The sequence below is a fragment of the Bradyrhizobium sp. WYCCWR 13022 genome (assembly GCF_030435535.1).
Lineage (GTDB): Bacteria > Pseudomonadota > Alphaproteobacteria > Rhizobiales > Xanthobacteraceae > Bradyrhizobium.
The window spans coordinates 322,473-349,044 of sequence record NZ_JAUIZJ010000010.1; the positions used below are offsets into that span (position 1 = coordinate 322,473).

The window sequence follows — 26,572 nt, forward strand, 5'->3', positions numbered from 1 at the left end:
TGCCGCCGCAAGCCGCACGCCGAGCAACAATGCGCCCATCAACGCCACCAGGATGGCAATCTTGAGCTCGATCATTCCGCACTACCTCGCGGCGAGGCGTGCCACGAGCCTCCTGGCCTGCGCTGCCAGACTGATCAGCGGATTGCCGCGATTCTCGAGGTCGAGCTCGAAGGTCTCGGTGGGAAACACCAGTGCGCGCCGGCGCGCTCTGGCGGTTGGCGAAATCGACGGCCGATCTCTTGAACAGAAACAGGCCGCCGATGCGGCCGCGCGCCTCGCGCGCGACCCAGAAGTCGGCCGTGTTGCGGCCGATGAAGAAGGCCGGAATGGCGGCGCTGATCACATCGGGGTCGAGCGGCTTGACCTCCGCCACAGGCGGCTGGCGGGGCTGGCGATGTGCGGCTTGAAGAGCAATCGCGGCCATTGCGGCCTCCTCACACATTTGCAAGGTCATGACAGCGCTCAGGCGTGAAGGTGCCAGATATAGATCGCGGTCTTCAGCGCGATCAGGGCAGTCAGCACGCTGCCCATCGTGAGCACCGCAAGCATGCGCAAGGCGACGCGCTTGAGCCGGGCCTTGCGCTCCATGGAGATTCGCGCCGGGCGTTCGGCCCAGTTGAGGGATCGCTCAAAGCCCTGTGTCAGCATCGACATGTCGGAAGTCCTTATCCGCGGAGCGACGAGACGGTCGCTCCAATCTGGCTTCCATGATGGGCATCGCGGCGTAGGATTGCGAGATGGGCGAGGCTGCTGTCATATAGGAGCGCCATAAAGGCGCGGTCCATGATGGAATCCGCGCCGGCCGCTTCAGCGCGCCGCGCGAGTTCAGCCGGGCATCGCCCACAAGCTCGCGATCAGCTCAGCCGATATTCTCGCAGGCCACCGGCTCATAGAGCGCATCCGGGGCAGGACGCACGCTGGGAACGCTCGGCCGCGAGGTTTCGACGGCCAGTGCCTGGACCTCCACGAACGCCGACAGCAGCGCGATCGCGAGGTCGCCGTGGCATCCCTCGACCGCGGCATCGAGCCAATCCGGCAGTTCGCGTTCACGCGACAGCGCGCAGTGCCATTCGCCTTCGTCATAGGCGATGCGGCGGACGTGCCACAGCGGCAGCTCGAGCTCCATCAATGCCAAGGCGGCATCGGTCCAGGCCTCTGCATCGATCAGCTGGGTCAGGCGGGCGGTGCGCTCGCTTTGACGGAGCGAGGGGATTCGCCGGCAGGCCTTGTCAATGATTTCGCGCATCAGCGGACCGGTCATGCCTTGCGCATTGCGCAGGCGGTCGCTGAGGGAGGGGGAATCGTAAGGTCGGAAAGCGACGGTCATGTCAGGCCTCCTGGAAGTGGCGTCGGTCAGTCGGCCGGCCTCTTCAGGATGGCGGGAGGGGCATTGGAAAACGAGATGAAGCGGGGCTGGGAGATATAGGAATTTCATAAAGGTGGGATTCGCTGAGGAGCACGATCCTGTTGCCAACCCCTCCGCCGTCATCCCCGCGAAGGCGGGATCCATAACCCCCGGGGGACGTCGCGGAGTGAAATCGATGACCGCGAGTCATCGCCAAACTCCTCCCTGGGGTTATGGATCCCGGATCTGCGCTTCGCTTGTCCGGGGAGTACAGCGGGGGTGGGCGCGCCGACTTGTTTCGATCGCACCTGCCGCCCGGCCCTTTATGAGATTCCTATAACTTCGCCAGAACCCTCGTCTCGAAAACATATGCTCATGGTGTCACTTCAGCACAGTCAAAAGTCCCGTCTGGCTAACGGAAATGCGTCGGGTTTCGCTTTTCGTCGATGCCGCCGGGTCCACGAGAAAGAGTTGCTCCCGGCATAGGGACGCAACGAGGAGCATCCCATGATGGACATTCTCATGCTGGCGCTGGCTGCGGCGTTCTTCGCGCTGGCGATCGGCTACACTTACGCCTGCGAGCGGTTGTGAAGGAGCGCACCATGATCTTCGACTATGCGCTCGCCGGTGCCGTCTCGTTCGGCCTCCTGATCTACCTCACCTATGCGTTGCTGCGGCCGGAACGATTCTGAGCCGTGCTGCTGCTTGTCGAACTGCTGCTGGCGGACGTTGCGCTCGTCGGCTGCCTGCTTGTGGTGCTCCTGCCGCTGTTGCGCCGGACACCGAGCCTGAAGGGTTGATTCCATGACCATGATCGGTTGGCTCCAGATCATTCTCTATTGTGCGATCATCGTCGCGCTCGCCAAGCCGCTCGGCTGGTACATGACGCGCGTGTTCAATGGCGAAAAGACGTTCCTCTCGCCGGTGCTGCGTCCCATCGAGGCCGGCATCTACTGGATCTCAGGCGTCGACGAGAAGCGCGAGCAGCATTGGCTGACCTATACGGTTTCCATGCTGCTGTTCCATGTCGGCGGCTTCCTCATCATCTACGGCGTGATGCGCTTGCAGGCGCTGCTGCCTTTCAATCCGGCCGGGCAGGTCGCTGTGGCGGAAGATCTTTCATTCAACACCGCGATCTCCTTCATCACGAACACCAACTGGCAGAATTACGGTGGTGAAAGCACGCTGTCTTATCTGGTGCAGATGGTCGGCCTGACACATCAGAATTTCCTGTCGGCGGCGACGGGCATTGCGCTTGCCGTTGCACTGATCCGCGGCTTCGCGCGGGCGTCGGTACGCACGGTCGGAAATTTCTGGGTGGACGTCACCCGATGCACGCTCTACGTGCTGCTGCCGATCTGTGTCGTCTACACGCTGTTCCTGGTCTCGCAAGGCATGCCGCAGACGCTCGGAGACTATGTCGAGGCCACCACGCTCGAGGGCGCCAAGCAGACTATCGCGGTCGGCCCCGTCGCCTCGCAAGTCGCGATCAAGATGCTGGGCACCAATGGCGGTGGCTTCTTCAATGCCAACGCCGCGCACCCCTTCGAGAATCCGACCGCGCTGTCGAACTTCGTACAAATGCTGTCGATCTTCGCGCTGGGTGCGGCGCTGACCAACGTGTTCGGCCGCATGGTCGGTAACCAGCGCCAGGGCTGGGCCATCCTGGCCGTGATGGGCGTGCTGTTCGTCGCCGGCGTGGCCGTCACCTACTGGGCGGAAGCGAACGGCACCTCGACGCTCCAGGCGCTCGGCCTCGCGGGCGGCAACATGGAAGGCAAGGAAGTCCGCTTCGGCATCGTCGCGTCCTCGCTGTTCGCTGTGATCACCACGGCCGCCTCCTGCGGCGCGGTTAACGCGATGCATGACAGCTTTACCGCGCTCGGCGGCATGATCCCGCTGATCAACATCGAACTCGGCGAGATCGTCGTCGGCGGCGTCGGCGCGGGCATGTACGGCATGCTGCTGTTCGTCATTCTCGCGATCTTCGTGGCCGGTCTGATGGTCGGCCGCACCCCCGAATATGTCGGCAAGAAGATCGAGGCGCGCGAGGTGAAGATGGCGATGCTGGCGATCCTGGTGCTGCCGCTGATGATCCTCGGCTGGACCGCCGTCGGCGTGGTCTATCCGCCGGCCGTCGCCTCCATGGCCAATGCCGGCCCGCACGGTTTCACCGAGGTGCTCTATGCCTATACATCGGCGACCGGCAACAACGGCTCGGCCTTCGCAGGCCTCACCGGCAACACCTTCTTCTACAACCTCACACTTGCGAGCGCGATGTTCGTCGGCCGCTTCTTCATGATCGTTCCGGCGATGGCGATCGCGGGCTCGCTTGCCGCCAAGAAATCCATCCCGCCGTCAACGGGCACGTTCCCGACCACCGGCGGGCTGTTCGTCGGTCTCGTCGTCGGCGTGATCCTGATCATTGGCGGCCTCACCTTCTTCCCGGCACTCGCGCTCGGCCCGATCGTCGAGCATCTCGCGATGAACGCCGGTACCGTCTTCTGATGTCTGGAGTGACCTCCATGGAAACCATGAAATTGCAAAAGCGCGCGTCCGTCTCGGCGATGCTCGACCCCAAGATCGTCGTGCCCGCGATCCGCGCGTCCGTCACCAAGCTCGATCCGCGGCTCATGATCAAGAACCCCGTGATGTTCGTGGTCGAGATCGTGGCTGCGCTCACCACGGTGATCTTCCTGCGCGACCTCGTCACGGGTGGGGCCAATCTCGGCTTCACTTTCCAGATCATCCTCTGGCTCTGGTTCACCGTGTTGTTCGCCAACTTCGCCGAAGCGGTGGCCGAGGGCCGCGGCAAGGCGCAGGCGGACTCGCTGCGCAAGACCCGCACTGAAAGCCAGGCCAAGCTTCTGACCGGCGCCGGCCGGGATTTCAAGCTCGTGCCCGGCACGAGCCTGAAGGTCGGCGACATCGTGCTGGTCGAGGCCGGGGATACCATTCCGTCCGACGGCGAGGTGATCGAGGGCGTTGCTTCCGTCAACGAAGCCGCCATCACGGGTGAATCCGCACCCGTGATCCGCGAATCCGGCGGCGACCGCTCGGCGGTGACCGGCGGCACCCAGGTGCTGTCCGACTGGATCCGCGTTCGCATCACGGCTGCGCAGGGCTCGACCTTCATCGACCGCATGATCAGGCTGGTCGAGGGCGCCGAGCGGGCGAAGACGCCGAATGAGATCGCGCTCAACATCCTGCTCGCCGGCCTCACCATCATCTTCGTGTTCGCCACCGTCACCATTCCGAGCTACGCGGCCTATGCCGGCGGTTCGATCTCGGTGATCGTTCTGGTCGCGCTGTTCGTGACGCTCATTCCGACCACCATCGGCGCGCTGCTCTCGGCCATTGGTATCGCCGGCATGGATCGCCTGGTGCGCTTCAACGTGCTGGCGATGTCCGGCCGCGCGGTCGAAGCTGCCGGCGACGTCGACACGTTGCTGCTGGACAAGACCGGTACCATCACGCTCGGTAACCGGCAGGCGACGGCGTTTCGCCCCGTGCGCGGCGTGACCGAGCAGGAGCTGGCGGACGCCGCTCAGCTCGCCTCGCTTGCCGACGAAACCCCGGAAGGACGGTCCATCGTCGTGCTGGCGAAGGAAAAATACGGCATCCGCGGCCGCGGCATGGGAGAATTGGGCGCGACGTTCGTTCCGTTCACGGCGCAGACCCGCATGAGCGGCGTCGATGCCGGCGGGTCATCCGTGCGCAAGGGTGCGGTCGATGCCATCCTGAACTACATCGGCGGCGGTGCCGCGCAGGCGGTCGCCACGGGAAACGCCGTACGCGCTATTCAACCCTCGCCGAATTCCGACATGGCGCGGGAGATTCAGGCAATTTCCGATGAGATCGCCAAGGCCGGCGGCACGCCGCTGGCGGTCGCCAAAGACGGCAGGCTGCTCGGCGTCATCCAGCTCAAGGACATCGTCAAGGGCGGCATCCGCGAGCGCTTTGCCGAACTGCGTCGCATGGGCATCCGCACCGTCATGATCACCGGCGACAATCCGATGACTGCGGCTGCGATCGCGGCGGAAGCAGGCGTCGATGACTTCCTGGCCCAGGCAACGCCCGAGGACAAGCTGAAGCTGATCCGCGACGAGCAGGCCAAGGGCAAGCTGGTGGCGATGTGCGGCGACGGCACCAACGACGCGCCGGCGCTCGCGCAGGCCGATGTCGGCGTCGCCATGAACACCGGCACCCAGGCCGCCCGCGAGGCCGGCAACATGGTCGACCTCGACTCCAACCCGACCAAGCTGATCGAGGTGGTCGAGATCGGGAAGCAGCTGTTGATGACGCGCGGCGCGCTGACGACGTTCTCGATCGCCAACGACGTCGCAAAATACTTTGCGATCATCCCGGCGATGTTCCTGGCGTTCTACCCGCAACTGAATGTGCTCAACGTCATGAACCTGTCGAGCCCGCAGAGCGCTATTCTGTCGGCGATCATCTTCAACGCGCTCATCATCGTCGGCTTGATCCCGCTGGCGCTGAAGGGCGTTGCCTATCGTGCGGTGGGTGCAGGTGCGCTGCTTCGGCGCAACCTCTTGATCTACGGCCTTGGCGGTATCGTCATTCCCTTCATCGGCATCAAGGCGATCGACCTCGTGGTTGTTGCCTTGCACCTGGCCTAACCGTCGTCGCGGGCGCGCAACGCGCGCCTCGCGCCGCGACGAAGAATTGGAGACCCAACATGCTCAGAGAAATCCGCCCCGCCATCGTCCTGTTGCTGGTGCTCACCGCCATCACGGGCCTGGCCTACCCGCTCGCCATGACCGGTATCGCCGGCGCGATCTTTCCCGCCAAGGCGCAAGGCAGCCTGATCGAGAAGGACGGCAAGGTGATCGGCTCTACCCTGATCGGCCAGGAGTTCAAGGACGACAAATATTTCCACGGCCGCCCCTCGGCGACCCTGGCGCCGGACCCCAATGATTCGACCAAGACGGTGTCCGCTCCCTACAACGCCGCCAACTCCGGCGGCTCCAATCTCGGCCCGACCAGCAAGGCGCTGGCCGACCGGCTGAAGGAGGATGTGGACAAGCTGAAGGCCGAAAATCCGAACGCCGCCGTGCCCGTGGATCTGGTCACGACCTCGGCGAGCGGTCTCGATCCCGACATTTCGCCCGAAGCGGCCGAATTCCAGGTGCCGCGCGTTGCCAAGGTGCGGAACATGTCGGAGGATTCGCTGAAGCAGCTCGTCGTCGCCAACACCCAGGGCCGCCTGCTCGGCCTGCTCGGCGAACCCAGGGTTAACGTTCTGGCGCTGAATCTCGCGCTGGATCGTGCCTCCGCGAAGTAGCGCTCTAGGCTGGGGATTTCAGGGTGATTATATTGGCCTGATGGTTCAACAGCGCCGCGATCCCGAACAACGTCCGTCGCCGGAGGCGCTGCTGGAAGCAGCGCGCCGGGAGGAGAGCGCGAGCGGCAAGCTGAAGATCTTCGTCGGCGCCGCCCCCGGCGTCGGCAAGACCTACGAGATGCTGCAAAGCGCCCACGCCAGGCGCAAGGCGGGTATCGACGTCGTGGTCGGCTTCGTCGAGACCCATGGCCGCGCCGAGACCGAGGCACTGGTGCGGGGGCTCGAAGTGGTCCCCCGCAAGCGGCTCGACTATCGCGGCCAGATCGTCGAGGAGATGGACCTCGATGCGGTGATCGCGCGGCGACCGAAGATCGCTCTGGTCGACGAACTCGCCCACACCAACGCGGCCGGAAGCCGTCATCCCAAACGCTATCTCGACGTCGAGGAGCTGCTCTCCCACGGCATCGACGTCTATACCGCCGTCAACATCCAGCACATCGAGAGCCTGAACGACGTCGTTGCCCAGATCACCCATGTGCGAGTGCGCGAGACCGTGCCGGATTCGATCTTCGATCGCGCCGATGCGATCGAGCTGATCGACCTCACCCCCGACGATCTGATCCAGCGCCTGCGCGAGGGCAAGGTCTACGTTCCCAAGCAGGCCGAGCGCGCGCTGGAGCATTATTTCTCGCCAGGCAATCTGACCGCGCTCCGCGAGCTCGCGCTGCGGCGGACGGCCGAGCGGGTCGACGAGCAGCTTCTCACCCACATGCAGGCGAACGCCATCGCCGGTCCCTGGGCCGCGGGCGAGCGCATCCTCGTTTGCGTCAGCGAGGATCCGCGCGCAGCCGGGCTCGTGCGTTACACCAAGCGGCTGGCAGATCGACTGCATGCCCCGTTTACGGCGATCTCGATCGAGACGCGGCGCTCGCTCCAGCTCTCCGAGCAGGAGCGCGACCGGCTCGCCGATACGTTGCGGCTGGCCGAATCGCTCGGCGGCGAGGCCCTGACGATCCCCGCGGTTGGCCGGCGCATCGCCGACGACGTCATCAACTTCGCGCAGGGCAACAACGTCACCCAGATCGTGATCGGCAAGTCGACCCGCTCGCGCTGGTTCGAGATGACGCGCGGCTCCGTCGTGCATGATCTGGTGCGCCGCGCCGGCAATATCAGCGTTCATGTCATTCCCGGTGACGAACTGCCGGACGAGGCGGCACCCAAAACGGCGGTGCAGACCGCCGCGCGGGCCGAGCCGTTCAATCCGCTGCCTTATCTGAAATCGCTCGGCGTCGTGCTGGTCGGCCTCGGTGCCGCCGAACTGTTGCAGCCGCGGTTCGGCATCGAGAACGTCGACCTCGTGCTGATGACCGCGGTCGTCGCGGTCGCGGTGCGCTATGGACTGTGGCCGTCGCTGCTGGCGAGCCTCGCTGCCTCGCTCGCCTATAATTTCTTTTTCCTGCCGCCGGTCTACACCTTCACCATCACGGATCCGACCAACGTCGCTGCGTTCTTCTTTTTCATGCTGATCGCGATCCTGGTCTCGAATGTCGCCGCGCGCGTCCGCACCCAGGCCGACACCGCGATCGGCCGCATCCGCACCACCGAACAGCTCTACGCGTTCAGCCGCAAGCTCGCCGGCACCGCCACCCTCGATGACGTGCTATGGGCCTCGGCCTACCAGATCGCGCTGATGCTGAAAGTCCGCGTGGTGCTGCTGCTGCCGGAGGATGGGCTTCTGACGGTGAAGTCGGGCTATCCGCCGGAGGACCAGCTCGATCAGGCCGACCTCGCCGCCGCCAACTGGGCCTGGAGCAACGATCGCTCCGCCGGCCGCGGGTCCGATACGCTGCCGGGCGCCAAGCGGCTGTTCCTGCCGATGCGCACCGGGCGGGGCCCGATCGGCGTCATCGGCATCGACAACGACCGCACCGGCCCGCTGCTGACGCCGGACCAGCGCCGGCTGCTGGATGCGCTGGTGGATCAAGGCGCGCTCGCGATCGAGCGCGTGTTGCTGGTCGAGGACATGGACCGCGTCAAGCGCACCGTCGAATCCGAGCGGCTGCGCTCGGCGCTGTTGACCTCGATCTCGCACGATCTGAAGACACCGCTCGCCTCCGTGCTGGGCGCGGCTTCGACCATGCGCGACCTCGCCGGGGCGCTGTCCGACACCGAAAAGCGCGATCTGCTCGCGACCGTGATCGACGAATCCGAGCGGCTCAACCGCTTCATCGCCAATCTGCTCGACATGACCAAGCTCGAATCCGGCGCCATCGTACCCAACACGGCGCTGCATGATCTTGGCGAGATCGTCGGCAGCGCGCTGCGGCGGGCATCGAAGATCCTCACCGCGCACAAGGTCGAGCTCGTGCTTTCAGCCGATCTGCCGATGCTGGAGCTCGACGCCGTGCTGTTCGAGCAGGTGCTGTTCAACCTGCTCGATAACGCCGCGAAATATTCGCAGCCCGAGACCACCATTGCGATCAGGAGCCGGCGCGAGCGTGACCAGGTGGTGCTGGATATCGCCGACGAAGGCGCCGGCATTCCGCCCGATGAGCTCGAAAGCGTGTTCGACAAATTCTACCGCGTGCAGAAGGGCGACCATGTGCGCCCCGGCACCGGGCTCGGGCTTGCCATCTCCCGCGGCTTCGTCGAGGCGATGCGCGGCACGATCACGGCTGCCAACCGCAGCGACCGGACTGGCGCCGTCCTCACCATTCGTCTGCCGGTTCCGGCACAGACCCACGCATTGGATACCGCCGCATGAGCGCTGCCCCGATCAAGGTTCTGGTGATCGACGACGAGCCGCCGATCCGCAAATTGCTGCGGATGGGACTGTCGACGCAGGGTTACGAAATCCTGGAGGCGTCGAACGGCAAGATCGCGCTGGAGAAGCTCAGCGAAGAGCCGGCCCTGATCATTCTCGATCTCGGCCTGCCCGATATCCAGGGCCACGAGCTGCTGCGCACCATCCGCGCGCGCAACGAGAGCGTCCCGATCGTGGTGCTGTCGAGTCGCGGCGACGAGGCCGGCAAGGTGCAGGCGCTCGATCTCGGGGCCGACGACTACCTGACCAAGCCGTTCGGCATGGACGAACTGCTGGCGCGGCTGCGCGCCGCGTTGCGGCACCAGCTCCAGGTGCAGGGCGAGCGCCCGGTGTTCCGCACCGGCGATCTTTCGGTCGATCTTGTCCGCCGCATCGTCAAGCTCGGCGAGCGCGAGATAAAACTGTCGCCGAAGGAATATGACCTGCTGCGGGTGCTGGTCCAGCACGCCGGCAAGGTGCTGACGCATCGGTTTCTGCTCAAGGAGCTATGGGACGAATTGACGGATGCACAATATCTGCGCGTCTACGTCCGCCAGCTCCGCCAGAAGATCGAGGCCGATCCGGAGCGCCCGCAATACGTGCTGACCGAGACGGGGATCGGGTACCGGCTGAAGGCGGGGGATTAGGCCCCGCCTTCTTCCGGGCTCGATGCTTTGCATCGCGCCGGAATGACGACTACCCCGCCTTTCGATGTGGCGCCGTCGACCGTTGCGTCTTCCGTGCAGCCCGCCGCCGGCCCGTCGCCCGTCGCCCATGGGACTTCGATGTCGTCTTCTTCCCGCCGCGCCCCTTCAGGCTCTGCTTCAGCGCATCCATCAGGCTGACGACGTTGCTCGGCTTCTCCTCGCGCTCCGGCAACTCGATGGTCTTGCCGCTTGCCTTCCGCTTCACCAGCGCCTTCAGCGCGGCCTCGTAGTCGTCCTTGAATTTGCTCGGGTCGAAATGAGCGGCCTTGGTGTGCAGGATATGTCCGGCGAGCTCGACCATGTCCTTGGTGATCTTCGGGCTCTTGATATCGTCGAAGAACGGGTCCTCGTCGCGCAACTCGTAGGGAAAGCGCAGCGTGGTGCCGAGCAGGCCCTTGCCGAGCGGCTCGATTGCGATGATGTGCTCGCGGTTGGTGAGCACGATCTTGGCGAGCGCGACGCGGTCCTGGTCCTTCATGGCATCGCGGATCACGGCAAAGGCGTCAATCGCGGCCTTGCCTTCGGGCGCGATGTAGTAGGGGTGGTTGAGATAGCGTTGGTCGATCTCCTCGCTCGGGACAAAGCTCTCGATGTCGATGGTGTGGTTGCTTTCGATCTGGGCGGCTTCGAGCTCCTCCGGCTCGATCTCGACATACTTGCCCTTGCGCAGCTCGTAGCCCCGGCCCTTCTGGTCGCTCTCGACGATGCCGCCGGTCTCGGCATCCACCATCTGCTGCTTGAGCCGGTTGCCGGTCTCGCGGTTGATCATGTGAAACCGCGTCTTCTCGGCCGCCGTGGTCGCGGGATACAGCGCGATCGGGCAGCTGACCAGCGAGAGTTTCAACGTTCCTTTCCAATAGGCGCGCGGAGCCATTCCATTCTCCTGTGATTTCAAGGCGTTTTGGAACCCCAACAACCCCATAGGGTTTTGGTTCCGGGTGGGACTTTTGCCATGATAGGCTTCACTGCGATTAGCGAATGCGGGACCGGACGTGCTGCGAAAACTCTCCACCTATCGACAGAAGCGTGATTTCGAGAAGACGCCGGAGCCCTCGGGCGAGGCCGGGGTTGCACCCTCGAAACAGCGGCGCTTCGTGATCCAGAAGCATGACGCCACGCGGCTGCATTACGATTTTCGCCTCGAGTTCGATGGCGTCTTCAAGTCCTGGGCAGTGACGAAAGGGCCGTCGCTCAATCCGCACGACAAGCGATTGGCGGTGGAGGTCGAGGACCATCCGCTCGACTACGGCGATTTCGAAGGGACGATTCCCGAGGGACAGTATGGCGGCGGCACGGTGATGCTGTGGGATCGCGGCACATGGGAGTCCGACAATCCCGAAGCCGGTTTCAAGAAGGGCGATCTCAAGTTCACGCTCAACGGCGACAAGCTGCATGGAAGCTGGGTGCTGGTGCGCATGCGCAATCGCGGCGGCGAAAAGCGCACCAATTGGCTGCTGATCAAGCACCGCGACGAATACGCCAGCGAGGACGAGGATATCTTGGCGGAGGACAAATCGGTCGCCTCCGGACGTGCCATGGCGCAGATCACTAGCGGCAAGGGCCGCGCACCAAAGCCGTTCATGCTGGCGAAAGCCAAGGGCAAGGCCGACGCGGTCTGGCAGTCCGATCGGGCCGAGGAGACGAAAGGGCGGACCGTCAAGCCGGCGCCTCGCGCCGCGTTGAAGAGCGTCAAGTCGTCGAAAAAGAAGGCTACCACCGCGACGACGGCCAAGAAGGTCTCGGAGATGCCGGACTTCGTCGCACCGCAGCTTTGCACGCCGGTCGAGCGGCCGCCGGGCGGCGATGGCTGGTGCCACGAGATCAAGTTCGACGGCTACCGCGTGCAGCTCCGCGTCGAGGACGGCGAAGCCACGCTCAAGACGCGCAAGGGTCTCGACTGGACCGGGAAATTCGCGTCGATCGCGAAGGAGGCCGGTTCGTTGCCGGACGCCTTGATCGACGGCGAGATCGTTGCGCTCGACCATAACGGTGCGCCGAATTTTTCCTCGCTCCAGGCCGCGCTGTCCGACGGCAAGACCGGGGACCTGATCTTCTTTGCCTTCGACCTGCTGTTCGCCGAGGGGCTCGACTATCGTCGCCTGCCCCTTGGCGAGCGGAAACAGCGCCTCAAGACGTTGCTGGAGGCGCGCAAGACAAGATCGAGTCAGATCCGTTATGTCGAGCATTTCGAAAGCGGTGGGGATGCGGTGCTGCAATCGGCCTGCAAGCTCGAGCTCGAAGGGGTCGTGTCGAAGAAGCTGGATGCGCCCTATCGTTCCGGACGCACCGAAAGCTGGACCAAGGCAAAATGCCGCGCCGGGCATGAGGTCGTGATCGGCGGCTACAAGACCACCAACGGAAAATTCCGCTCGCTGATGGCTGGCGTGCATCGGGACGATCACCTCGCCTTCGTCGGAATGGTCGGGACCGGATTTGGTGCCGACAAGGTCAAACGCATCATGCCGTCGCTGAAAGCCATGGAGGCCAGGGAAAGCCCCTTCGGCGGCAGGAATGCACCGAAGAAGACGCGCGATGTGCATTGGCTGAAGCCCGAGCTGGTGGCCGAGATCGAATTCGCAGGCTTCACGGCCGACGGAAATATCCGCCAGGCTGCGTTCAAGGGCCTGCGGCAGGACAAGCCGGCCGAAGAGGTTGAGGCGGAAACGCCCGTCGCTACAGAACTGGTTAAGCCTTCGGCCAGGAAGCGCGTGCCCGCGAAGCCGGCGAAGGGGAACGGCACCGCCGAGGTGATGGGTGTCGTCATCTCGAAGCCGGAGAAAGAGCTGTGGTCGGACGGAGGGGATGGCGAGGGCGTCACCAAGCTCGACCTTGCGCGCTATTTCGAGGTGGTTGGCGCCTGGATGATCGAGCACATCAAGGGCCGCCCTTGCTCGATCCTGCGCGCGCCCGACGGCATCGGCGGCGAAACATTCTTTCAGCGCCATGCCATGCAGGGCACCTCGAACCTGCTCGAACTGGCCAAGGTCTCCGGGGATCGCAAGCCCTACTTGCAGATTGATCGCGTCGAAGGGCTTGCGGCGGTCGCGCAGATCGGCGGCGTCGAGCTGCATCCCTGGAATTGCGCGCCTGACGCCTATGACACGCCGGGCCGCTTGGTGTTCGACCTCGATCCCGCGCCGGACGTGAAGTTCGCCGACGTCGTCGAGGCGGCCCGGGAGATGCGGCAGCGGCTCACTGACGTCGGCATGGACAGTTTTTGCAAGACCACCGGCGGCAAGGGCCTCCACGTCGTGGTTCCGCTGCTGCATGGTGCACGCGACAAGGTGAGCTGGAAGGAAGCCAAGGCGTTCGCGCAAGGGGTCTGCCAGTGGATGGCCGATGACGATCCCGATCGTTACCTGCTCAACATGTCGAAGAAGCTGCGCAACGGAAAGATTTTCCTGGACTATCTGCGCAATGATCGCCTGTCCACGGCAGTGGCGCCGCTGTCGCCGCGCGCACGCGAGGGTGCGAGCGTGTCGATGCCCGTGACCTGGGCGCAGGTGAAGAGTGATCTCGATCCGAAGAAATACACAGTGCGGACCGTGCCGAGCCTGCTGGCGCGATCGAAGGCGTGGGACGGCTATGACGATGCGGCAGCGTCGATCAAGGCGGCGATGAAGAAGCTTGCGGGGAAAAAGTAGGGTGGGTTAGCTGAAAGGCGTAACCCACCCTACGACATCGCACTAGATCCGCCCCATCAGCAGCAGGATCAGCAGAATGACGATGACGAGCCCGAGCCCGCCGCCGCCGTAATAGCCGGTGCCGTAGAACGGTCCGCCGCCGATGCCGCTGAAGCCGCCGAGCAGGGCGATGACCAAAATGATCAGAATGATCGTACCGATAGACATGCGAATCTCCTCCAGCCCTTTGTTGAAAGGGGCGTTGCAACCTGTCCCGTTGTGCGGGGGCAACTTGCCGCATGTTTTAAAGTTCCGGATTTGAAACGGGTCCACAGGTCCCAACTTGCATGGAACCTTTGCGCCGCCACCCGGCATGACTATGTGAGGATCAGCCATCAAAGGGCAGGGCCATGTCAGCACCGCTTGTCGTCTCCATTCCGCATCGTCTCGGCCGCGAGGAGGCGGTGCACCGGCTCAAGAACGGTCTTGGCCGCGCTGCCGCGAGCATTCCCGTGATGCAGGTCGAAGAGGAGCGCTGGAGCGGCGATTCCCTGGCCTTCCGCATCCGCGCACTCGGCCAGATCGCGAGCGGAAAGGTCGACGTCGCCGACGATCATGTCAAGGTCGAGGTGGTGCTGCCGTGGCTGCTGCAACGCTTTGCCGAGGTGGCGCAGGCCACCATCCGCAAGCGCGGGCAGTTGCTGCTGACCAGGGACGAGGGGAAGTGAGCGTCAGGCGCTGGCGCGTTGCCGCGGAGGCCTGATCGCGCTGGCCGCGCGAGCCTCGATGACGGCGGCGGGAAAGTCACCGAAGGCCCGTGCGATCGGAAGCTCGTTGCTCTCAACGGCCGGCACGCTGTAGCCGGTCATGTCGATGGTCGCATCGAAGGCTTCGAGCGTGGGCCACTCGCGGCCACCTTGCGTGAAGGGGGCGAACTGGCGTCCGACCACGACAATCACGGCATTGCGGCCATGGCGGCGGGCAAAGGCGATCACATGATCGGCGTGCGCGCCACGCACTTCGAGCGGCCGATAATCGCCTTGCGTGAAAACGTCTGCGAGACGGTTCCGCAGCTTGAGCAGATGTCGTGTCCAGGCGAGCTTGAGCTGTCCATCGGGCCAGGTTCTCGTCAGCCCGCTCCAGTCCGGCGTTTCCAGCGATGCCAGCGCAGTCTGGCGCGCAGCGAAATCCACCGGGCGGCGGTTGTCGGGGTCGACCAGCGACAGGTCCCAGTATTCGGTGCCCTGGTAGAAGTCGGGGAGGCCCGGTAGCGTCGCCTTCAGCGTGAGCTGGCTCAGTGAGTTCAGCGCGCCGAGCAGTGCGACCCGGCGAGTCATGCTCTGCAATGTATCCAGAAATTCGCCTGACCGCGCCGGATCGAGAATCCTCTCGATAAAGCCGCCCACTCCGCTCTCGTACGCCTCGTGCGGATTGAGCCAGCTCGTTTCCTCCTTGCCCTCGCGCGCAGCTTTCAGCGCATAGGCCTGGATGCGCTCGACGAAGCTGGCATCGTGCCCTTCGAGCGGCCAGGCGCCGAGCAGGGTCTGGTAGAGCATGTATTCGAACGTCGCCGAGGGCGCGCGCAGGGGACCATTCAGTGCGAGATGCGGCGCGTTCAGCACCTTCCAGCGTGCCACTGCACTGGTCCAATCGCCGGGAATTTCGCTCAGCGCCGCGATCCGAGCACGCGCATCCTCACCGCGCTTGGTGTCGTGAGTGGCAGTTGCCGTCATGCCCAGTGGCCATTCCCTGGCACGGGCGCGCATCGCCTCGTGGAAGGCGGGAATGGTGAGCCCGTTGCTCGCGGGATCGCCGCCGACCTCGTTCAGCGCCAGCAACCGGTGGAACTGGTAGAACGCAGTGTCTTCCAGCGATTTCGCCATCATCGGCCCGGTGAATTGCTGCACCTTCAGCGCAAAGCGACGGACACGCGGGGCGCTGTGCGGCGGGCGTCCGGGCTCGAGCAGGTCCATGGTCAGGGCATCGCGCAGGAAGTCGAAGATGCCCTCGTCCGCCGCGAACCATTCCACGCGGGCGCGCGCGATGGTGTCGTCGATCAGCTTGCGGTCGAGCGCGGTCGGGCCGCTATGCGTGAGATAGGTGCGATAGACCGGGAAGTGCAGCACGTAGAGCTCGAGCGCCTGCCGCAGGCTGTCGGCGGAAAAGTCGCGGCTCGAGTAGTGCCCATTGGCGATGCGCGCGAGCAGGCGCGTCAGCACGGTGAATTCGCTGGTCAGCAGCGTCTCCAGCACGCGCCGTTTGGCGTCCTTGACATAAGGCGCCAGCTGCGGCGGACGGTTGCTGATCTGCCGCCAGGTCTCGCCCAGCGCCTCCAGCCCCTTAGGCGCGACCAGCACCTGGGTGATGGCGTTCATCCACTCGTAGCCGGTGGTGCCCTGCACGCCGGCGAAGTGCGGCAGCTTCTCGTGCTCGCACAAGATCTTTTCGATCACCGTGTAGAAGGGCTTTGCGTTGCCCTGCGCGTCGCGCACCAGCCGGCGCAGCCGCTGGCAATATTGCGCGGGATCGCGCAGTCCGTCGATGTGGTCGAGGCGAATACCTTGCAGCTTGCCGTCGGCGATGAGCTGCTTCACCAGCCGGTGCGTGGTGGCGAAAGTGGTAGGGTCCTCGACGCGCAAGCCTGCTAGCCCGTTGACGTCGAAGAAGCGGCGATAGTTGATGTCGCTCGACGCAAGCCGCCAATGGCCGAGCTTGTAGTGCTGCCGCTCCAGCAGGTGATGCAGCGCCAGTGTCTGTGCTGGACGATCCTTTGCCGCGCGATAGGCGGCGAGGCCGTGCGCGATGATGTCGGCGCTGCCGGCGATCTCCTTCAGTTCGGCCTTGAAGGCGGGGGCTTCCTTGCGGCTCGGCCGGCGCAGGCCGGTGTAGCGCGCCGCGAGCGAGTGCAGGCGCTTGCCGGCGACGGTATCGGCGGCATCCGCCTCCTTCACGATCATCCGCAAGATCTCGCCATAGCGCTCCGGCGCGATCGGCAGGCGATGCTCGAAATACCAGGCCGAAAAGCTGCCTTCGTCGGGATCGTAACGCAGCTCGATCTCGCCGCGCTCCAGCGCCTCGCCATAGGATACGCCGAGGATCGGCAGCAGCACGCCGCCGCGGGCACGATAGGGCAATTGGTCCCAGTCGATGTCGAAGGAGACCGCGTGCGGTGAGGCCTGGCCCCATTCCAGCACGTCGAGCCACCAGGGATTGTCGGCAAAATGCACGCCGACATGGTTGGGCACGAAGTCGATGATGAGGCCAAGATCGTGCTGTCTCAGCGCCTCGCTCAGCCGCGCAAAGCCGGCCTCGCCGCCGAGCTCGGGATTGAACTTGCTGTGGTCGACGGTGTCGTAGCCGTGGGTCGAGCCTTGGCGCGCCTTCATGACCGGCGAGGCATAGAGATGCGTGACCCCCAGCGCCTTGAGGTAAGGCACGACAGCCGCTGCCTTGTCGAAGTCGAAATCCGCGGTGAGCTGGAGCCTGTAAGTCGCGAGGGGAATCGCGGGAGGCATATCAACGTCCGAGATGCCAGACGACCGACCAGGGCGGAAGCCGGTCTCCGGGCGCGCCGCCCCAGATCGGCGTGCTCGCGTCGTTGGTGGAATGCGCGATGCCCTCGTCCGACAGATTGGCGGTGAGCCGCAGCGTCGTACCGTCGCCCATGCGCCACTGCGCAGTGAGCAAGCCGCTGTCGGTCGCCTCTGCACCGCCAAAGCGCGCTGCCTTCAGGCGTGGCATGATCTCCTTGTGGCGAAGTGCGAGCAGATCGCGCACCAGTGCGAGCCGCGCGTCCTGCTCCGGTGTGTGGTCGGTCCAGTCGAGCACGGCCGACATCGGCGTGGCCGGATCGAGCGGATCGGGCACCTCGTCGCCGTATTTCGCGTAGGCCCAGGCATATTCCTGCTTGCGTCCATTGCGCACGGCGTCCGCAAGTCCGCCCTCGAAATCGCAGAAGAACGGAAACGGCACTTTCGAGCCCCATTCCTCGCCCTGAAACAGCATCGGCACCATCGGCGCGAGCAGCGTCACCGCGAGCGCGGCCTCGATCTGCCGTGGCGATGCCAGGCTCTCCAGCCGGTCGCCGAGCGGGCGGTTGCCGATCTGGTCGTGGTTTTGCAGGAAATTGACGAAGGTCGCGGGCGGCAGCTCTCCGCTCGCTTCGCCACGCGGCTTCTTGCCCCAGAATTCCGAGATCTCGCCCTGATAGACGAAGCCCGAGGCGAGCGCGCGCGCAAGGTCCATGCGCGGCGTCTGATAGTCGGCATAGTAGCCGTTGAGCTCGCCGGTCAGCATCACGTGCCAAGCGTGATGATAGTCGTCGTTCCACTGCGCGCGATATTTGCCGTTGGGCGGCTCCTGCGCGGCATCGAGCAGGCCGGCGCGGTTGTCGCCGTTCTCGAGCACGAGATGGATGTGCCGCGCCGTCGCCTTGGCGAGCTCGCCGACCGCGATGCTGAGGTCGTGCAGCATCGACTGCTCGCCGGGGATCGCCATGATGTGGTTGGCGGCGTCGAGCCTCAATCCATCGAAGCGATAGTCAGTGAGCCAGGACAGTGCATTCTCGACCGCAAACGCGCGCACCTGCGGCACGCGATAATCGATCGCACTGCCCCACGGCGTGTGTGCGTCGGTGAAGAAGGTCGGCGCGTAGCGGCCGAGATAGTTTCCCTCGGGGCCGAAGTGATTGTAGACGACGTCCAGAAACACCATCAGCCCGCGCAGATGCGCTTCGTCGATCAGCGTCTTTAGTTGTTCGGGGCGGCCGTAGGCACTGTCGGGCGCGTACCAGAGCACGCCGTCATAGCCCCAGCCGCGGCGGCCGGCGAAATCGGCGAGCGGCATTAGCTCCAGCGCCGTGATGCCCGATGCGACGAGATGATCGAGCTTGTCGATCATGGCGCGATAGGTGCCATCGTGCGTGAAGGTGCCGACATGGGTCTCGATCAGCACCGTTTCTTCCCAGGGACGGCCGCGCCAATCCTTCGCGCGCCAATCGAAGGAATCGTGATCGATCACCTCGCTCGGACCGAACACATCGTTCGGTTGGAACGCCGAAGCTGGATCTGGCACGTCGATCTCGTCGTCGATCCTGAACTTGTATTGGCTGCCGACGCGGAGGCCGGCAATCTCGGCAACATACCAGCCATCCTGCCGGCGCTGCATTGCGTGCCGCCGCTCGAGCAGCAGATCGACACGACGTGCACCGGGCGCCCATAAGCGGAACGACACGCCGTCTTTGGTCGGCTTCGCCCCGAAGGATGGCCTCATAACGCCCCCGCGAAGGCGAGCACCGAGCGCGGCGGCGCCTTGCTGTCGCTTCCGGGCAGGAAATCAATGCTGTTCAGCTTGGCATCCGTCGTGTTCAGGATTTGCTGCCAGCTCTTGTATTCGGGCATTTTGGGCAATTTGAATGCGATCTCTTCGGGCGCGGCGTTCAATACGATAAAGATTGCCGCGCTCCCCGGTTCCATCGGCCCCATCACATAAGAGAGGAACCGCCCGTCCGGGAATGTCCAGTCGCTTTCCGTCATCTCGTTGCCCTCGGGCGTCAGCCATAGGGCCCCGTAGGAGATGCCGTCCTTGGGCCGGCCGTCGAGCCATCGATGGCTGCGCAGCTGCGAGAAGCGGCGGCGGATGTCGGCGAGACCCGAGACGAAGTCGACCATGTCGTCGCCCTCCTTGCCGAGATTCTCCCAGCCGACCCAGCCGACCTCATTGTCCTGGCAATAGGCATTGTTGTTGCCGGACTGCGTGTTGCCGACCTCGTCGCCGGCGAGGATCAGCGGAATGCCCTGCGCCAGCATCAGGCAGGCCAGCACGTTCTTGCGCAGCTGCCGGCGCAGCGCGAGGATGTTGGGATCGTCGGTCGGGCCCTCGACACCGCAATTGTTGCTGTGGTTGTCGTTGGAGCCGTCGCGATTGTCCTCGCCATTGGCCTCGTTGTGCTTTTCGTTGTAGCTGAAGAGGTCGGCGAGCGTGAAGCCGTCGTGCACGGTGATGTGGTTGATGCTGGCGCGCGGCCGCCGTCCGTCGTGGTTGAACAGGTCCGAGGACGCCGTCATGCGGCTGGAGATGTCGCCGATCAGGCTGCCTTCGCCGCTCCAGTAGCGGCGCATGGCGCTGCGATAGCGATCGTTCCATTCCGACCATTGCGAAGGAAATGCGCCGACCTGATAGCCGCCGAGGCCGAGGTCCCAGGGCTCGGCGACGAGCTTGACCGTCGCGAGCACCGGATCCTGCCGGATCGCGGTGAGGAACGAGATGCCGCGATCGAAGCCGTTCGGCCCGCGTGCCAGCGTGGTGGCGAGGTCGAAGCGAAAGCCGTCGACGTGGCAGACCTCGACCCAATAGCGGAGCGAATCCATCACCATTTGCAGCACGCGCGGATGCGTCAGGTTCACCGACGAGCCGCAGCCGGTGAAGTCGTCGTAATAGCGCGGGTTCTCACGGTTCAGCCAGTAATAGGAGGCATTGTCGATGCCGCGATAGCACAGCGTCGGGCCGAGATGATTGCCCTCGGCGGTGTGGTTGTAGACGACGTCGAGCATCACCTCGATGCCGGCATCGTGCAGGCGCGCCACGGTCGTGCGGAAGGAATCGAGTGCATTGTCCTGGGCGTAGCGCTGCTCCGGCGCGAAGAAGGACAGCGAATTGTAGCCCCAGTAATTGGCGAGCTTCTTCTCCACCAGCACGCGGTCGTCGACGAAGCTGTGAATGGGCAAGAGCTCGACGGTCGTGACGCCGACTTTCTTCAGATGCTCGATCATCGCCGGCGACGAGAGCCCGCCATAGGTGCCGCGCAGATTCGGCGGCACGTCGTTGCGCTTCTGCGTCAGGCCCTTGACATGAGCCTCGTAGATGATGGTGTCTTCCCAGGGAATGTTGGGCCTTATCTCGCGGCGGCCCCAGTTGAAGGTCTCGTCGACCACGACGGCCTTGGGCATGCCGCGCGCATTGTCGCGCCGGTCGAAAGACAGATCCTCGCGCGCCGAGCCGGTGCGGTAGGCGAAATGCGCATCACTCCAGACCAGCCGTCCGGCGAGCCGCTTGGCATAGGGGTCGAGCAGCAGCTTGTTGGCGTTGAAGCGGTGGCCGTGCTCGGGCTCGTAAGGACCGTGCACGCGATAGCCGTAGAGCTGGCCCGGCGAGACGTCGTTGAGATAGCCGTGCCAGACGTCCTCGGTTCTTTCAGGCAGCTCGATGCGCTCGAGCTCGCGGCGCCCTTGCGTGTCGAACAGGCACAGCTCGACCTTCTGCGCATGGGCCGAGAACAGCGCGAAATTGGTGCCGCGTCCGTCCCAGCTTGCACCGAGGCGCGCAGACGTTCCAGCAGTCAGGCGCATCGGTCAGCTTTCCGGAACGAGGAAGATCGCGGCGAGCGGCGGAATGGTGAGGCGGAGCTCGGGTGCCTTGCCGGCAACCGTCTGTACCTCGCCGATGTTCCCGACATTGGTGCCGCCATAATGGGCGGAGTCGGAATTGAACACTTCTTTCCACTTGCCGGCAAAGGGCACGGGGATGCGATAGTTGCGATAGACATTGGGCGAGAAGTTGACGACCACGAGACACCGTGCGTGCTCGTCAAAACCCTTGCGCAGCCATGCGAACACGTTGCGGTTGGCATCGTCGGTGATCAGCCATTCGAAGCCGGCCTGGTCGCAATCCATCTGGTGCAGCGCCGGCACCGCGCGATAGAGCCGGTTGAGGTCGCGGACCAGCGCCTGGACACCTTGATGATATTTGTATTCGAGCAGATGCCAGTCGAGCGACTGATCGTGATTCCATTCGCGGCTCTGCGCGATCTCGCCGCCCATGAACAGCAGCTTCTTGCCGGGATGGCCGAACATGAAGCTGTAATAGGCGCGCAGATTCGCAAAGCGTTGCCATTCGTCGCCGGGCATGCGGCCGAAGATCGAGCGCTTGCCGTGCACGACCTCGTCGTGAGACAGCGGCAGGATGAAATTTTCAGAAAAGGCGTAGTGCAGGCCGAACAGGATGTCGCCGTGATGATATTTGCGGTGGATCGGATCCTTGCTGATGTAGTTCAGCGTGTCGTGCATCCAGCCCATGTTCCACTTGTAGCCGAAACCGAGCCCGCCGAATTCGACCGGGCGCGACACCTGCGGCCATGCGGTGGATTCTTCAGCCGCCGTGGTCGCCTGCGGGAAGCGCGCGAACAGCTCGGTGTTGAAGCGGCGCAGGAAGTTGATCGCCTCGATGTTCTCGCGGCCGCCATACTGGTTTGGAATCCATGCGCCGGGCGGGCGGCTGTAGTCGAGATACAACATGGACGCCACGGCATCGACGCGCAGGCCGTCGATCGCGTAGCGCTCCAGCCAGAACAGCGCGTTCGACACCAGGAAGTTCGTCACTTCGGTGCGGCCGTAATTGTAGATCAACGTACCCCAGTCGAGGTGGCGGCCCTGGAGCGGATTGGCGTGCTCGTACAGCGCCGTGCCGTCGAAGCTGCCGAGCCCATGCGGATCGTCAGGGAAATGGCCGGGCACCCAGTCGAGCAGCACGCCGATGCCCTCGCGGTGGCAGGCGTCGATCAATGCGGCAAAATCCTCCGGCGAGCCGAAACGGCTGGTCGGCGCATAGAGGCCGGTCGGCTGATAACCCCAGGAGCCGTCGAACGGATGCTCGCTGACTGGCAGGAATTCGAGATGGGTAAACCCCATGTCGCGGGCGTAGGCCGGCAGTTGCTCGGCGAACTCGCGATAGGTCAGCCATTCATTGCCGTCCTTGCGCCGCCACGAGCCGAGATGAACCTCGTAGATCGACATCGGCGCCGACAACGCGTTGATGCCGTCAGGCGCCGGCCGCGGCCGCGGCAAGTGAGCCTCGTCGAACACGATCGACGCCGTCTTCGGCCGCACTTCGCCGGCAAACGCCATCGGATCGGACTTCAGTGGCAGCAGATGGCCGTGTGGCCCGACGATCTCGAACTTGTAGTGATCCCCGGCCTTGGCGTTCGGGATGAACAATTCCCAATAGCCGGCGCCGCGCACCCGCATCGGGTGACGCCTTCCGTCCCAGAAATTGAAATCGCCCACCACGGACACGCGCCGCGCATTCGGCGCCAGCACCACGAAGCCGATGCCGTCGACGCCTTCCAGCCGCATCGGATGCGCGCCGAGCTTGTCGTAGAGGCGCTGATGGGTGCCCTCGCCGAGCAGATAGAGATCGAAATCGGACAGGATCGGCGGGAAGCGGTAGGCGTCCTCGAACTCGACGACATTGTCGCCGAACTTGGCGCGGAGCTGATAGTGTTTCGAGCCGTTCGGTAGAGCGCCGATGAACAGGCCTGATGCGTGGACGCGGTCGAGTGTCGCCACCTCGCCATGGTCGCCGACGGCCTCGACATTGGAGGCCTCCGGCAGGAAGGCGCGCACCACGCTCCTGCCGCCCTCGGGATGCAGCCCGAGATAGTGGAAGGGGTCGGAGTGGCGGCCCTCGATGATGGCGTAGGCTTCGGCAGGCAGTTTAGGCATGGGCTCCGCTCTCGGCACTGGACAGAATGCGAAGCAGGCCGGTCAGTGGCACATGGAGCCCCTCCGGCCGGTGGGACAGCTTGTACTCTACCTCGTCGAACGCTTGATCAAGCAGGAAAAACCTTAATATGCTTTCCGCGGAATGGCCCTCTTTCGGGCTGAGCCGCGGGTCGGTCATGGCCTCGCGATAGGCGGCCAGGAAGGTCGCGGTGGCGTGTTCGCGCCATTCGTCGAGCGCGGCCGTGATCCGGCCCTGTTCGTCACTGCCGCCCGAGAGCGCCCGGTTGAGCGCGGCGTTAACCGAAAGATCAATCGACCGGACCAGGCCAGCGACGTCGCGCGCGGCCGGCAGCTTGCGCCGCTTGTCGGCCAGCGTGAGGTGCGGGTTGCCGTCGAAATCGATGATGAAGATGTCGTCCTTCACGATCAGAGTTTGCCCGAGGCGGAAGTCGCCATGATGACGGATGTTCAACCCGTCGATGTCGGATGGCAAGAGAGCGTCGATGTGGTCCGGCAGGGTCGCGCGCACCGCAACCAGCCGGTCGATCAGCGGCCGGTCAGCCTCGCGGAGGCCGTCCCTGATGTCGGCGAGCCGCTCGAACACGCGCTCGGCCCGCCCCTTGAGGTCGGTTGTCCAGCGCTTGACGTCCGCCTTGCCGATCGGTTCAGGGGCAAGGTCGGTGGATTTTGCGGCGGCGAGCGCCATGTGCAGCTCGGCGAGCCGGCGGCCAATCTGCGTGATGAAGTGGAGATAGGGCGCCTGCTCCTGGGTCTCGCGGGGCGTCTCGTCCACAGGCCCCAGCCGCTGCTCGTCGATATAGCGGTCGAGGTAGCCGGTGGTGACGGCCCAACCGTCGCCCTGGTTCTCGACATAGGCGTGCAGAACGCCGATCGTGCTGCGGCTGTCGCCTTCGACCAGCTCGGCGCTGCCGAGCAGCGCCGGCGTATTGGGGAAGCGAGCGATTTCGGTGAGGTAGCAGCCGATTTCGATCTCCGGATTGATGCCGCTTTCGAGCTGGCGATGGATCTTGGCGACGTATTGGTTGTCGACCAGGGCCGTGCTGTTCGACTGCTCGACCGTGCGGATGCGTGCGGGCTCCTTGATGGTGTACTCGGCGAACCGGCTGGTGGCCTTGAACTCCAGCCGTAGATTGTTTTCGTCCACGACGAGGTTCTGCGACAGGCCGCGCAGGAACAGCCCGATGAAGATCTGGTCGGTAGCGACGTCGAGCAGCGTGCCTTCGCGCGCGCCCTGCCGTACGGCGGCGAGCGCCCTCGGGTTGAAGCGTTCGCGGTCGAAGCGGACCCACTCGATCTGCATGGGCAGCACGTAGCGCGTGGTGACCTCGTCTTGCGTCGTCTCGAAGAACGCGATCCAGGGCCTGTTGTCGCCGATGTCGCTGAACGGCACCGCTGACGTCAGCATAGCTTTGATGTGCTTGGGGTTGTGCTCGGGATACCAGCGTGTCCGCGACAGGAAGCCTGGCAGCACGTCGCGCTCGAACACGCTGCGCTCACGGGCGAGCGACACCCAGTTCGAGTTGACCGGCACCACCAGCGTTTCGAATTCCGGCACCGCCCGCGGCACCACCGGCTCGGATTTGTCGCGCTCCTGGAGCTGGAACCAGTAGAAGCCGTAGGGCCCCAGCGTGATCATGTAGGGCAGCTCGCCGATCGCCGGGAAGCGCGTGCGGCCAAGCATTTCCTGCGGGATGCGGTCTTTCCATGGCGACAGATCGAGCTCGGTCGCCTGCGCGGCGCGCGACAGATTGGCGACGCAGAGGATCACCTCGTCGCGATACTGCCGGACATAGGCCAGCACGGCGCGGTTGGCCGGGCGGATGAAGGTCATGGTGCCGCGGCCGAAGGCCAGCGTCGACTTGCGTACCGAGATCAACCGCTTGGTGGCGCTGAGCAGCGACGAAAGGCTGCGCGACTGCGCCTCCACGTTGACCGAATCGTAGCCGTAGACGGGATCCATGATCGGCGGGGCGTAGAGGCGGGCGGGATCGGCGCGGGAGAAGCCGCCATTGCGGTCGGGGCTCCACTGCATCGGCGTGCGCACGCCGTTGCGGTCGCCGAGATAGATGTTGTCGCCCATGCCGATCTCGTCGCCGTAATAGATGATCGGCGTGCCGGGGAAGGACAGCAGCAGCGAGTTCATCAGCTCGATCTTGCGCCGGTCGTTGTCCATCAGCGGCGCAAGGCGCCTGCGGATGCCGACGTTGATGCGGGCGCGCGGATCGTTGGCGTAGGTGGTCCAGAGGTAATCGCGCTCGACGTCGGTGACCATCTCCAGCGTCAGCTCGTCATGGTTGCGCAGGAAGAGCGCCCATTGGCAGCTCGCGGGGATATCAGGCGTCTGGCGCAGGATGTCGGTGATCGGAAAGCGGTCCTCCTGCGCGATCGCCATATAGATGCGCGGCATCAGCGGGAAGTGGTAGGCCATGTGGCATTCGTCGCCGCGGCCGAAATATTCCTGCACGTCCTCGGGCCATTGATTGGCCTCGGCCAGCAGCAGCTTGCCCTTGGAGTAGGCATCGAGCTCCAGGCGCAGGCGCTTGATGATCGCATGCGTCTCCGGGAGGTTCTCGTTCGAGGTGCCCTCGCGCTCGCAGAGGTAGGGAATGGCGTCCAGCCGGAAACCGTCGACGCCGGCGTCGAGCCAGCGCTTCATCACCTGGATGATGGCGCTGACGACGCGCGGGTTGTCGAAATTGAGGTCGGGCTGGTGCGAGAAGAAGCGGTGCCAGTAGAACGCGCCGGCCTCGGGATCCCAGGTCCAGTTCGACTTCTCGGTGTCGGTGAAGATGATCCGCGTGCCCTGGTATTTCTGGTCGGTGTCGCTCCAGACGTACCAGTTGCGCGCGCTCGAGCCGGCCGGGCTGCGGCGCGCGCGCTTGAACCATTTGTGCTGGTCGGAAGTGTGGTTGACGACGAGCTCGGTGATGACGCGCAGGCCGCGCTTCTGCGCTTCCTGGATGAAGCGCTTGAAGTCCTTCATCGTCCCGAAATCGGGATTGACCGCGCCGTAGTCGCCGATGTCGTAGCCGTCGTCGCGGCCGGGCGAGGGGTAGAACGGCAGCAGCCACAGTGCCGTGACGCCGAGATCCTGCAGATAGGGCAGCTTCTCGGTCAGCCCGGCGAAATCGCCGATGCCGTCATTGTTGCTGTCGGCAAACGCCTTGACGTGGAGCTGGTAGATGATGGCGTCCTTGTACCAGAGCTCATCCACGATCTCGGCAGCCTCGGCTTTCTTGGTGTCGACGGAAGACAGAACATTCATGGCGTG

The 26,572-nt window shown here is 64.4% G+C and carries 18 protein-coding genes; 9 read left to right on the top strand and 9 right to left on the bottom strand.

The genetic code is table 11. The annotated features are described in order from the left end of the window. Positions 1 to 61 precede the first annotated feature (61 nt). Positions 62 to 472: a hypothetical protein gene (locus QY049_RS17235; RefSeq protein ID WP_301269686.1), complete on the top strand. Its 411-nt coding sequence runs from the start codon at positions 62 to 64 to the stop codon at positions 470 to 472. Here QY049_RS17235 and QY049_RS17240 read toward each other — a convergent pair. Then, positions 463 to 654 (bottom strand): hypothetical protein, encoded by a 192-nt coding sequence (locus QY049_RS17240; RefSeq protein WP_194479835.1) that lies wholly within the window; start codon positions 652 to 654, stop codon positions 463 to 465. The two genes, QY049_RS17235 and QY049_RS17240, sit on opposite strands and share 10 nt — an antisense overlap. Before the next feature lie 205 nt (positions 655 to 859). Further along, the gene (locus tag QY049_RS17245; protein ID WP_301269687.1) at positions 860 to 1,327 is read right to left on the bottom strand and encodes a hypothetical protein; all 468 of its coding nucleotides are present in this window, start codon (positions 1,325 to 1,327) and stop codon (positions 860 to 862) included. Between the two features lie 620 nt (positions 1,328 to 1,947). Between QY049_RS17245 and QY049_RS17250 the strand changes: the two genes are divergently transcribed. From QY049_RS17250 to QY049_RS17275, 6 genes are all read left to right on the top strand, one after another. After that, positions 1,948 to 2,037 carry a K(+)-transporting ATPase subunit F gene (locus QY049_RS17250; RefSeq protein WP_035698142.1) on the top strand — a complete coding sequence of 30 codons (90 nt, stop codon included), beginning with the start codon at positions 1,948 to 1,950 and terminating at the stop codon, positions 2,035 to 2,037. Between the two features lie 112 nt (positions 2,038 to 2,149). Then, positions 2,150 to 3,853 carry a potassium-transporting ATPase subunit KdpA gene (gene kdpA / locus QY049_RS17255; RefSeq protein ID WP_301269688.1) on the top strand — a complete coding sequence of 568 codons (1,704 nt, stop codon included), beginning with the start codon at positions 2,150 to 2,152 and terminating at the stop codon, positions 3,851 to 3,853. A 17-nt stretch (positions 3,854 to 3,870) separates the two neighbouring features. Beyond that, complete coding sequence (gene kdpB / locus QY049_RS17260; RefSeq protein ID WP_301269689.1) at positions 3,871 to 5,985, top strand: potassium-transporting ATPase subunit KdpB; 2,115 nt, start codon at positions 3,871 to 3,873, stop codon at positions 5,983 to 5,985. A 59-nt stretch (positions 5,986 to 6,044) separates the two neighbouring features. Next, the gene (locus QY049_RS17265; protein WP_301269690.1) at positions 6,045 to 6,650 is read left to right on the top strand and encodes a K(+)-transporting ATPase subunit C; all 606 of its coding nucleotides are present in this window, start codon (positions 6,045 to 6,047) and stop codon (positions 6,648 to 6,650) included. Positions 6,651 to 6,690: 40 nt separating this feature from the next. Then, positions 6,691 to 9,414 carry a sensor histidine kinase KdpD gene (locus QY049_RS17270; protein ID WP_258765645.1) on the top strand — a complete coding sequence of 908 codons (2,724 nt, stop codon included), beginning with the start codon at positions 6,691 to 6,693 and terminating at the stop codon, positions 9,412 to 9,414. Further along, entirely contained in the window at positions 9,411 to 10,100 is a 690-nt protein-coding gene (locus tag QY049_RS17275; protein ID WP_301269691.1) for a response regulator, read from the top strand. Before QY049_RS17270 ends, QY049_RS17275 begins: the two co-directional genes overlap by 4 nt. 49 nt (positions 10,101 to 10,149) lie before the next feature. On the opposite strand, the gene QY049_RS17280 is transcribed toward QY049_RS17275, so the two are convergent. After that, the gene (locus tag QY049_RS17280) at positions 10,150 to 11,034 is read right to left on the bottom strand and encodes a Ku protein (protein WP_301269692.1); all 885 of its coding nucleotides are present in this window, start codon (positions 11,032 to 11,034) and stop codon (positions 10,150 to 10,152) included. 118 nt (positions 11,035 to 11,152) lie between these two features. On the opposite strand from QY049_RS17280, the gene ligD reads away from it, so the two are divergent. Then, positions 11,153 to 13,804: a DNA ligase D gene (gene ligD, locus QY049_RS17285; RefSeq protein ID WP_301269693.1), complete on the top strand. Its 2,652-nt coding sequence runs from the start codon at positions 11,153 to 11,155 to the stop codon at positions 13,802 to 13,804. Between the two features lie 42 nt (positions 13,805 to 13,846). Here ligD and QY049_RS17290 read toward each other — a convergent pair whose 3' ends face one another. After that, entirely contained in the window at positions 13,847 to 14,011 is a 165-nt protein-coding gene (locus tag QY049_RS17290; RefSeq protein ID WP_018318514.1) for a DUF3309 family protein, read from the bottom strand. Between the two features lie 182 nt (positions 14,012 to 14,193). Between QY049_RS17290 and QY049_RS17295 the strand changes: the two genes are divergently transcribed. After that, positions 14,194 to 14,511 (top strand): polyhydroxyalkanoic acid system family protein, encoded by a 318-nt coding sequence (locus QY049_RS17295; protein ID WP_194479844.1) that lies wholly within the window; start codon positions 14,194 to 14,196, stop codon positions 14,509 to 14,511. A 3-nt stretch (positions 14,512 to 14,514) separates the two neighbouring features. Here QY049_RS17295 and treY read toward each other — a convergent pair whose 3' ends face one another. The 5 genes from treY to treS are packed head-to-tail and all read right to left on the bottom strand — an operon-like array spanning position 14,515 to position 26,566. Then, positions 14,515 to 17,298 carry a malto-oligosyltrehalose synthase gene (gene treY, locus QY049_RS17300; RefSeq protein ID WP_301269694.1) on the bottom strand — a complete coding sequence of 928 codons (2,784 nt, stop codon included), beginning with the start codon at positions 17,296 to 17,298 and terminating at the stop codon, positions 14,515 to 14,517. Between the two features lies 1 nt (position 17,299). Next, the gene (treZ, locus tag QY049_RS17305; RefSeq protein WP_301269695.1) at positions 17,300 to 19,054 is read right to left on the bottom strand and encodes a malto-oligosyltrehalose trehalohydrolase; all 1,755 of its coding nucleotides are present in this window, start codon (positions 19,052 to 19,054) and stop codon (positions 17,300 to 17,302) included. After that, the gene (glgX, locus tag QY049_RS17310; RefSeq protein ID WP_194479847.1) at positions 19,051 to 21,129 is read right to left on the bottom strand and encodes a glycogen debranching protein GlgX; all 2,079 of its coding nucleotides are present in this window, start codon (positions 21,127 to 21,129) and stop codon (positions 19,051 to 19,053) included. Before glgX ends, treZ begins: the two co-directional genes overlap by 4 nt. A gap of 3 nt (positions 21,130 to 21,132) precedes the next feature. Beyond that, positions 21,133 to 23,280: a 1,4-alpha-glucan branching protein GlgB gene (gene glgB / locus QY049_RS17315; protein ID WP_301269696.1), complete on the bottom strand. Its 2,148-nt coding sequence runs from the start codon at positions 23,278 to 23,280 to the stop codon at positions 21,133 to 21,135. After that, positions 23,273 to 26,566: a maltose alpha-D-glucosyltransferase gene (gene treS / locus QY049_RS17320; protein ID WP_301269697.1), complete on the bottom strand. Its 3,294-nt coding sequence runs from the start codon at positions 26,564 to 26,566 to the stop codon at positions 23,273 to 23,275. The genes glgB and treS overlap by 8 nt, the downstream gene beginning before the upstream one ends. Positions 26,567 to 26,572 lie beyond the last annotated feature (6 nt).

Bases quoted from the DNA above. Each gene is read 5' to 3' on its own strand.
- QY049_RS17240 (WP_194479835.1), bottom strand. From the start codon at position 654: ATGTCGATGCTGACACAGGGCTTTGAGCGATCCCTCAACTGGGCCGAA.
- QY049_RS17245 (WP_301269687.1), bottom strand. From the start codon at position 1,327: ATGACCGTCGCTTTCCGACCTTACGATTCCCCCTCCCTCAGCGACCGC.
- QY049_RS17250 (WP_035698142.1), top strand. From the start codon at position 1,948: ATGATCTTCGACTATGCGCTCGCCGGTGCCGTCTCGTTCGGCCTCCTG.
- kdpA (WP_301269688.1), top strand. From the start codon at position 2,150: ATGACCATGATCGGTTGGCTCCAGATCATTCTCTATTGTGCGATCATC.
- kdpB (WP_301269689.1), top strand. From the start codon at position 3,871: ATGGAAACCATGAAATTGCAAAAGCGCGCGTCCGTCTCGGCGATGCTC.
- QY049_RS17265 (WP_301269690.1), top strand. From the start codon at position 6,045: ATGCTCAGAGAAATCCGCCCCGCCATCGTCCTGTTGCTGGTGCTCACC.
- QY049_RS17270 (WP_258765645.1), top strand. From the start codon at position 6,691: ATGGTTCAACAGCGCCGCGATCCCGAACAACGTCCGTCGCCGGAGGCG.
- QY049_RS17275 (WP_301269691.1), top strand. From the start codon at position 9,411: ATGAGCGCTGCCCCGATCAAGGTTCTGGTGATCGACGACGAGCCGCCG.
- QY049_RS17280 (WP_301269692.1), bottom strand. From the start codon at position 11,034: ATGGCTCCGCGCGCCTATTGGAAAGGAACGTTGAAACTCTCGCTGGTC.
- QY049_RS17290 (WP_018318514.1), bottom strand. From the start codon at position 14,011: ATGTCTATCGGTACGATCATTCTGATCATTTTGGTCATCGCCCTGCTC.
- QY049_RS17295 (WP_194479844.1), top strand. From the start codon at position 14,194: ATGTCAGCACCGCTTGTCGTCTCCATTCCGCATCGTCTCGGCCGCGAG.
- treY (WP_301269694.1), bottom strand. From the start codon at position 17,298: ATGCCTCCCGCGATTCCCCTCGCGACTTACAGGCTCCAGCTCACCGCG.
- treZ (WP_301269695.1), bottom strand. From the start codon at position 19,054: ATGAGGCCATCCTTCGGGGCGAAGCCGACCAAAGACGGCGTGTCGTTC.
- glgX (WP_194479847.1), bottom strand. From the start codon at position 21,129: ATGCGCCTGACTGCTGGAACGTCTGCGCGCCTCGGTGCAAGCTGGGAC.
- glgB (WP_301269696.1), bottom strand. From the start codon at position 23,280: ATGCCTAAACTGCCTGCCGAAGCCTACGCCATCATCGAGGGCCGCCAC.
- treS (WP_301269697.1), bottom strand. From the start codon at position 26,566: ATGAATGTTCTGTCTTCCGTCGACACCAAGAAAGCCGAGGCTGCCGAG.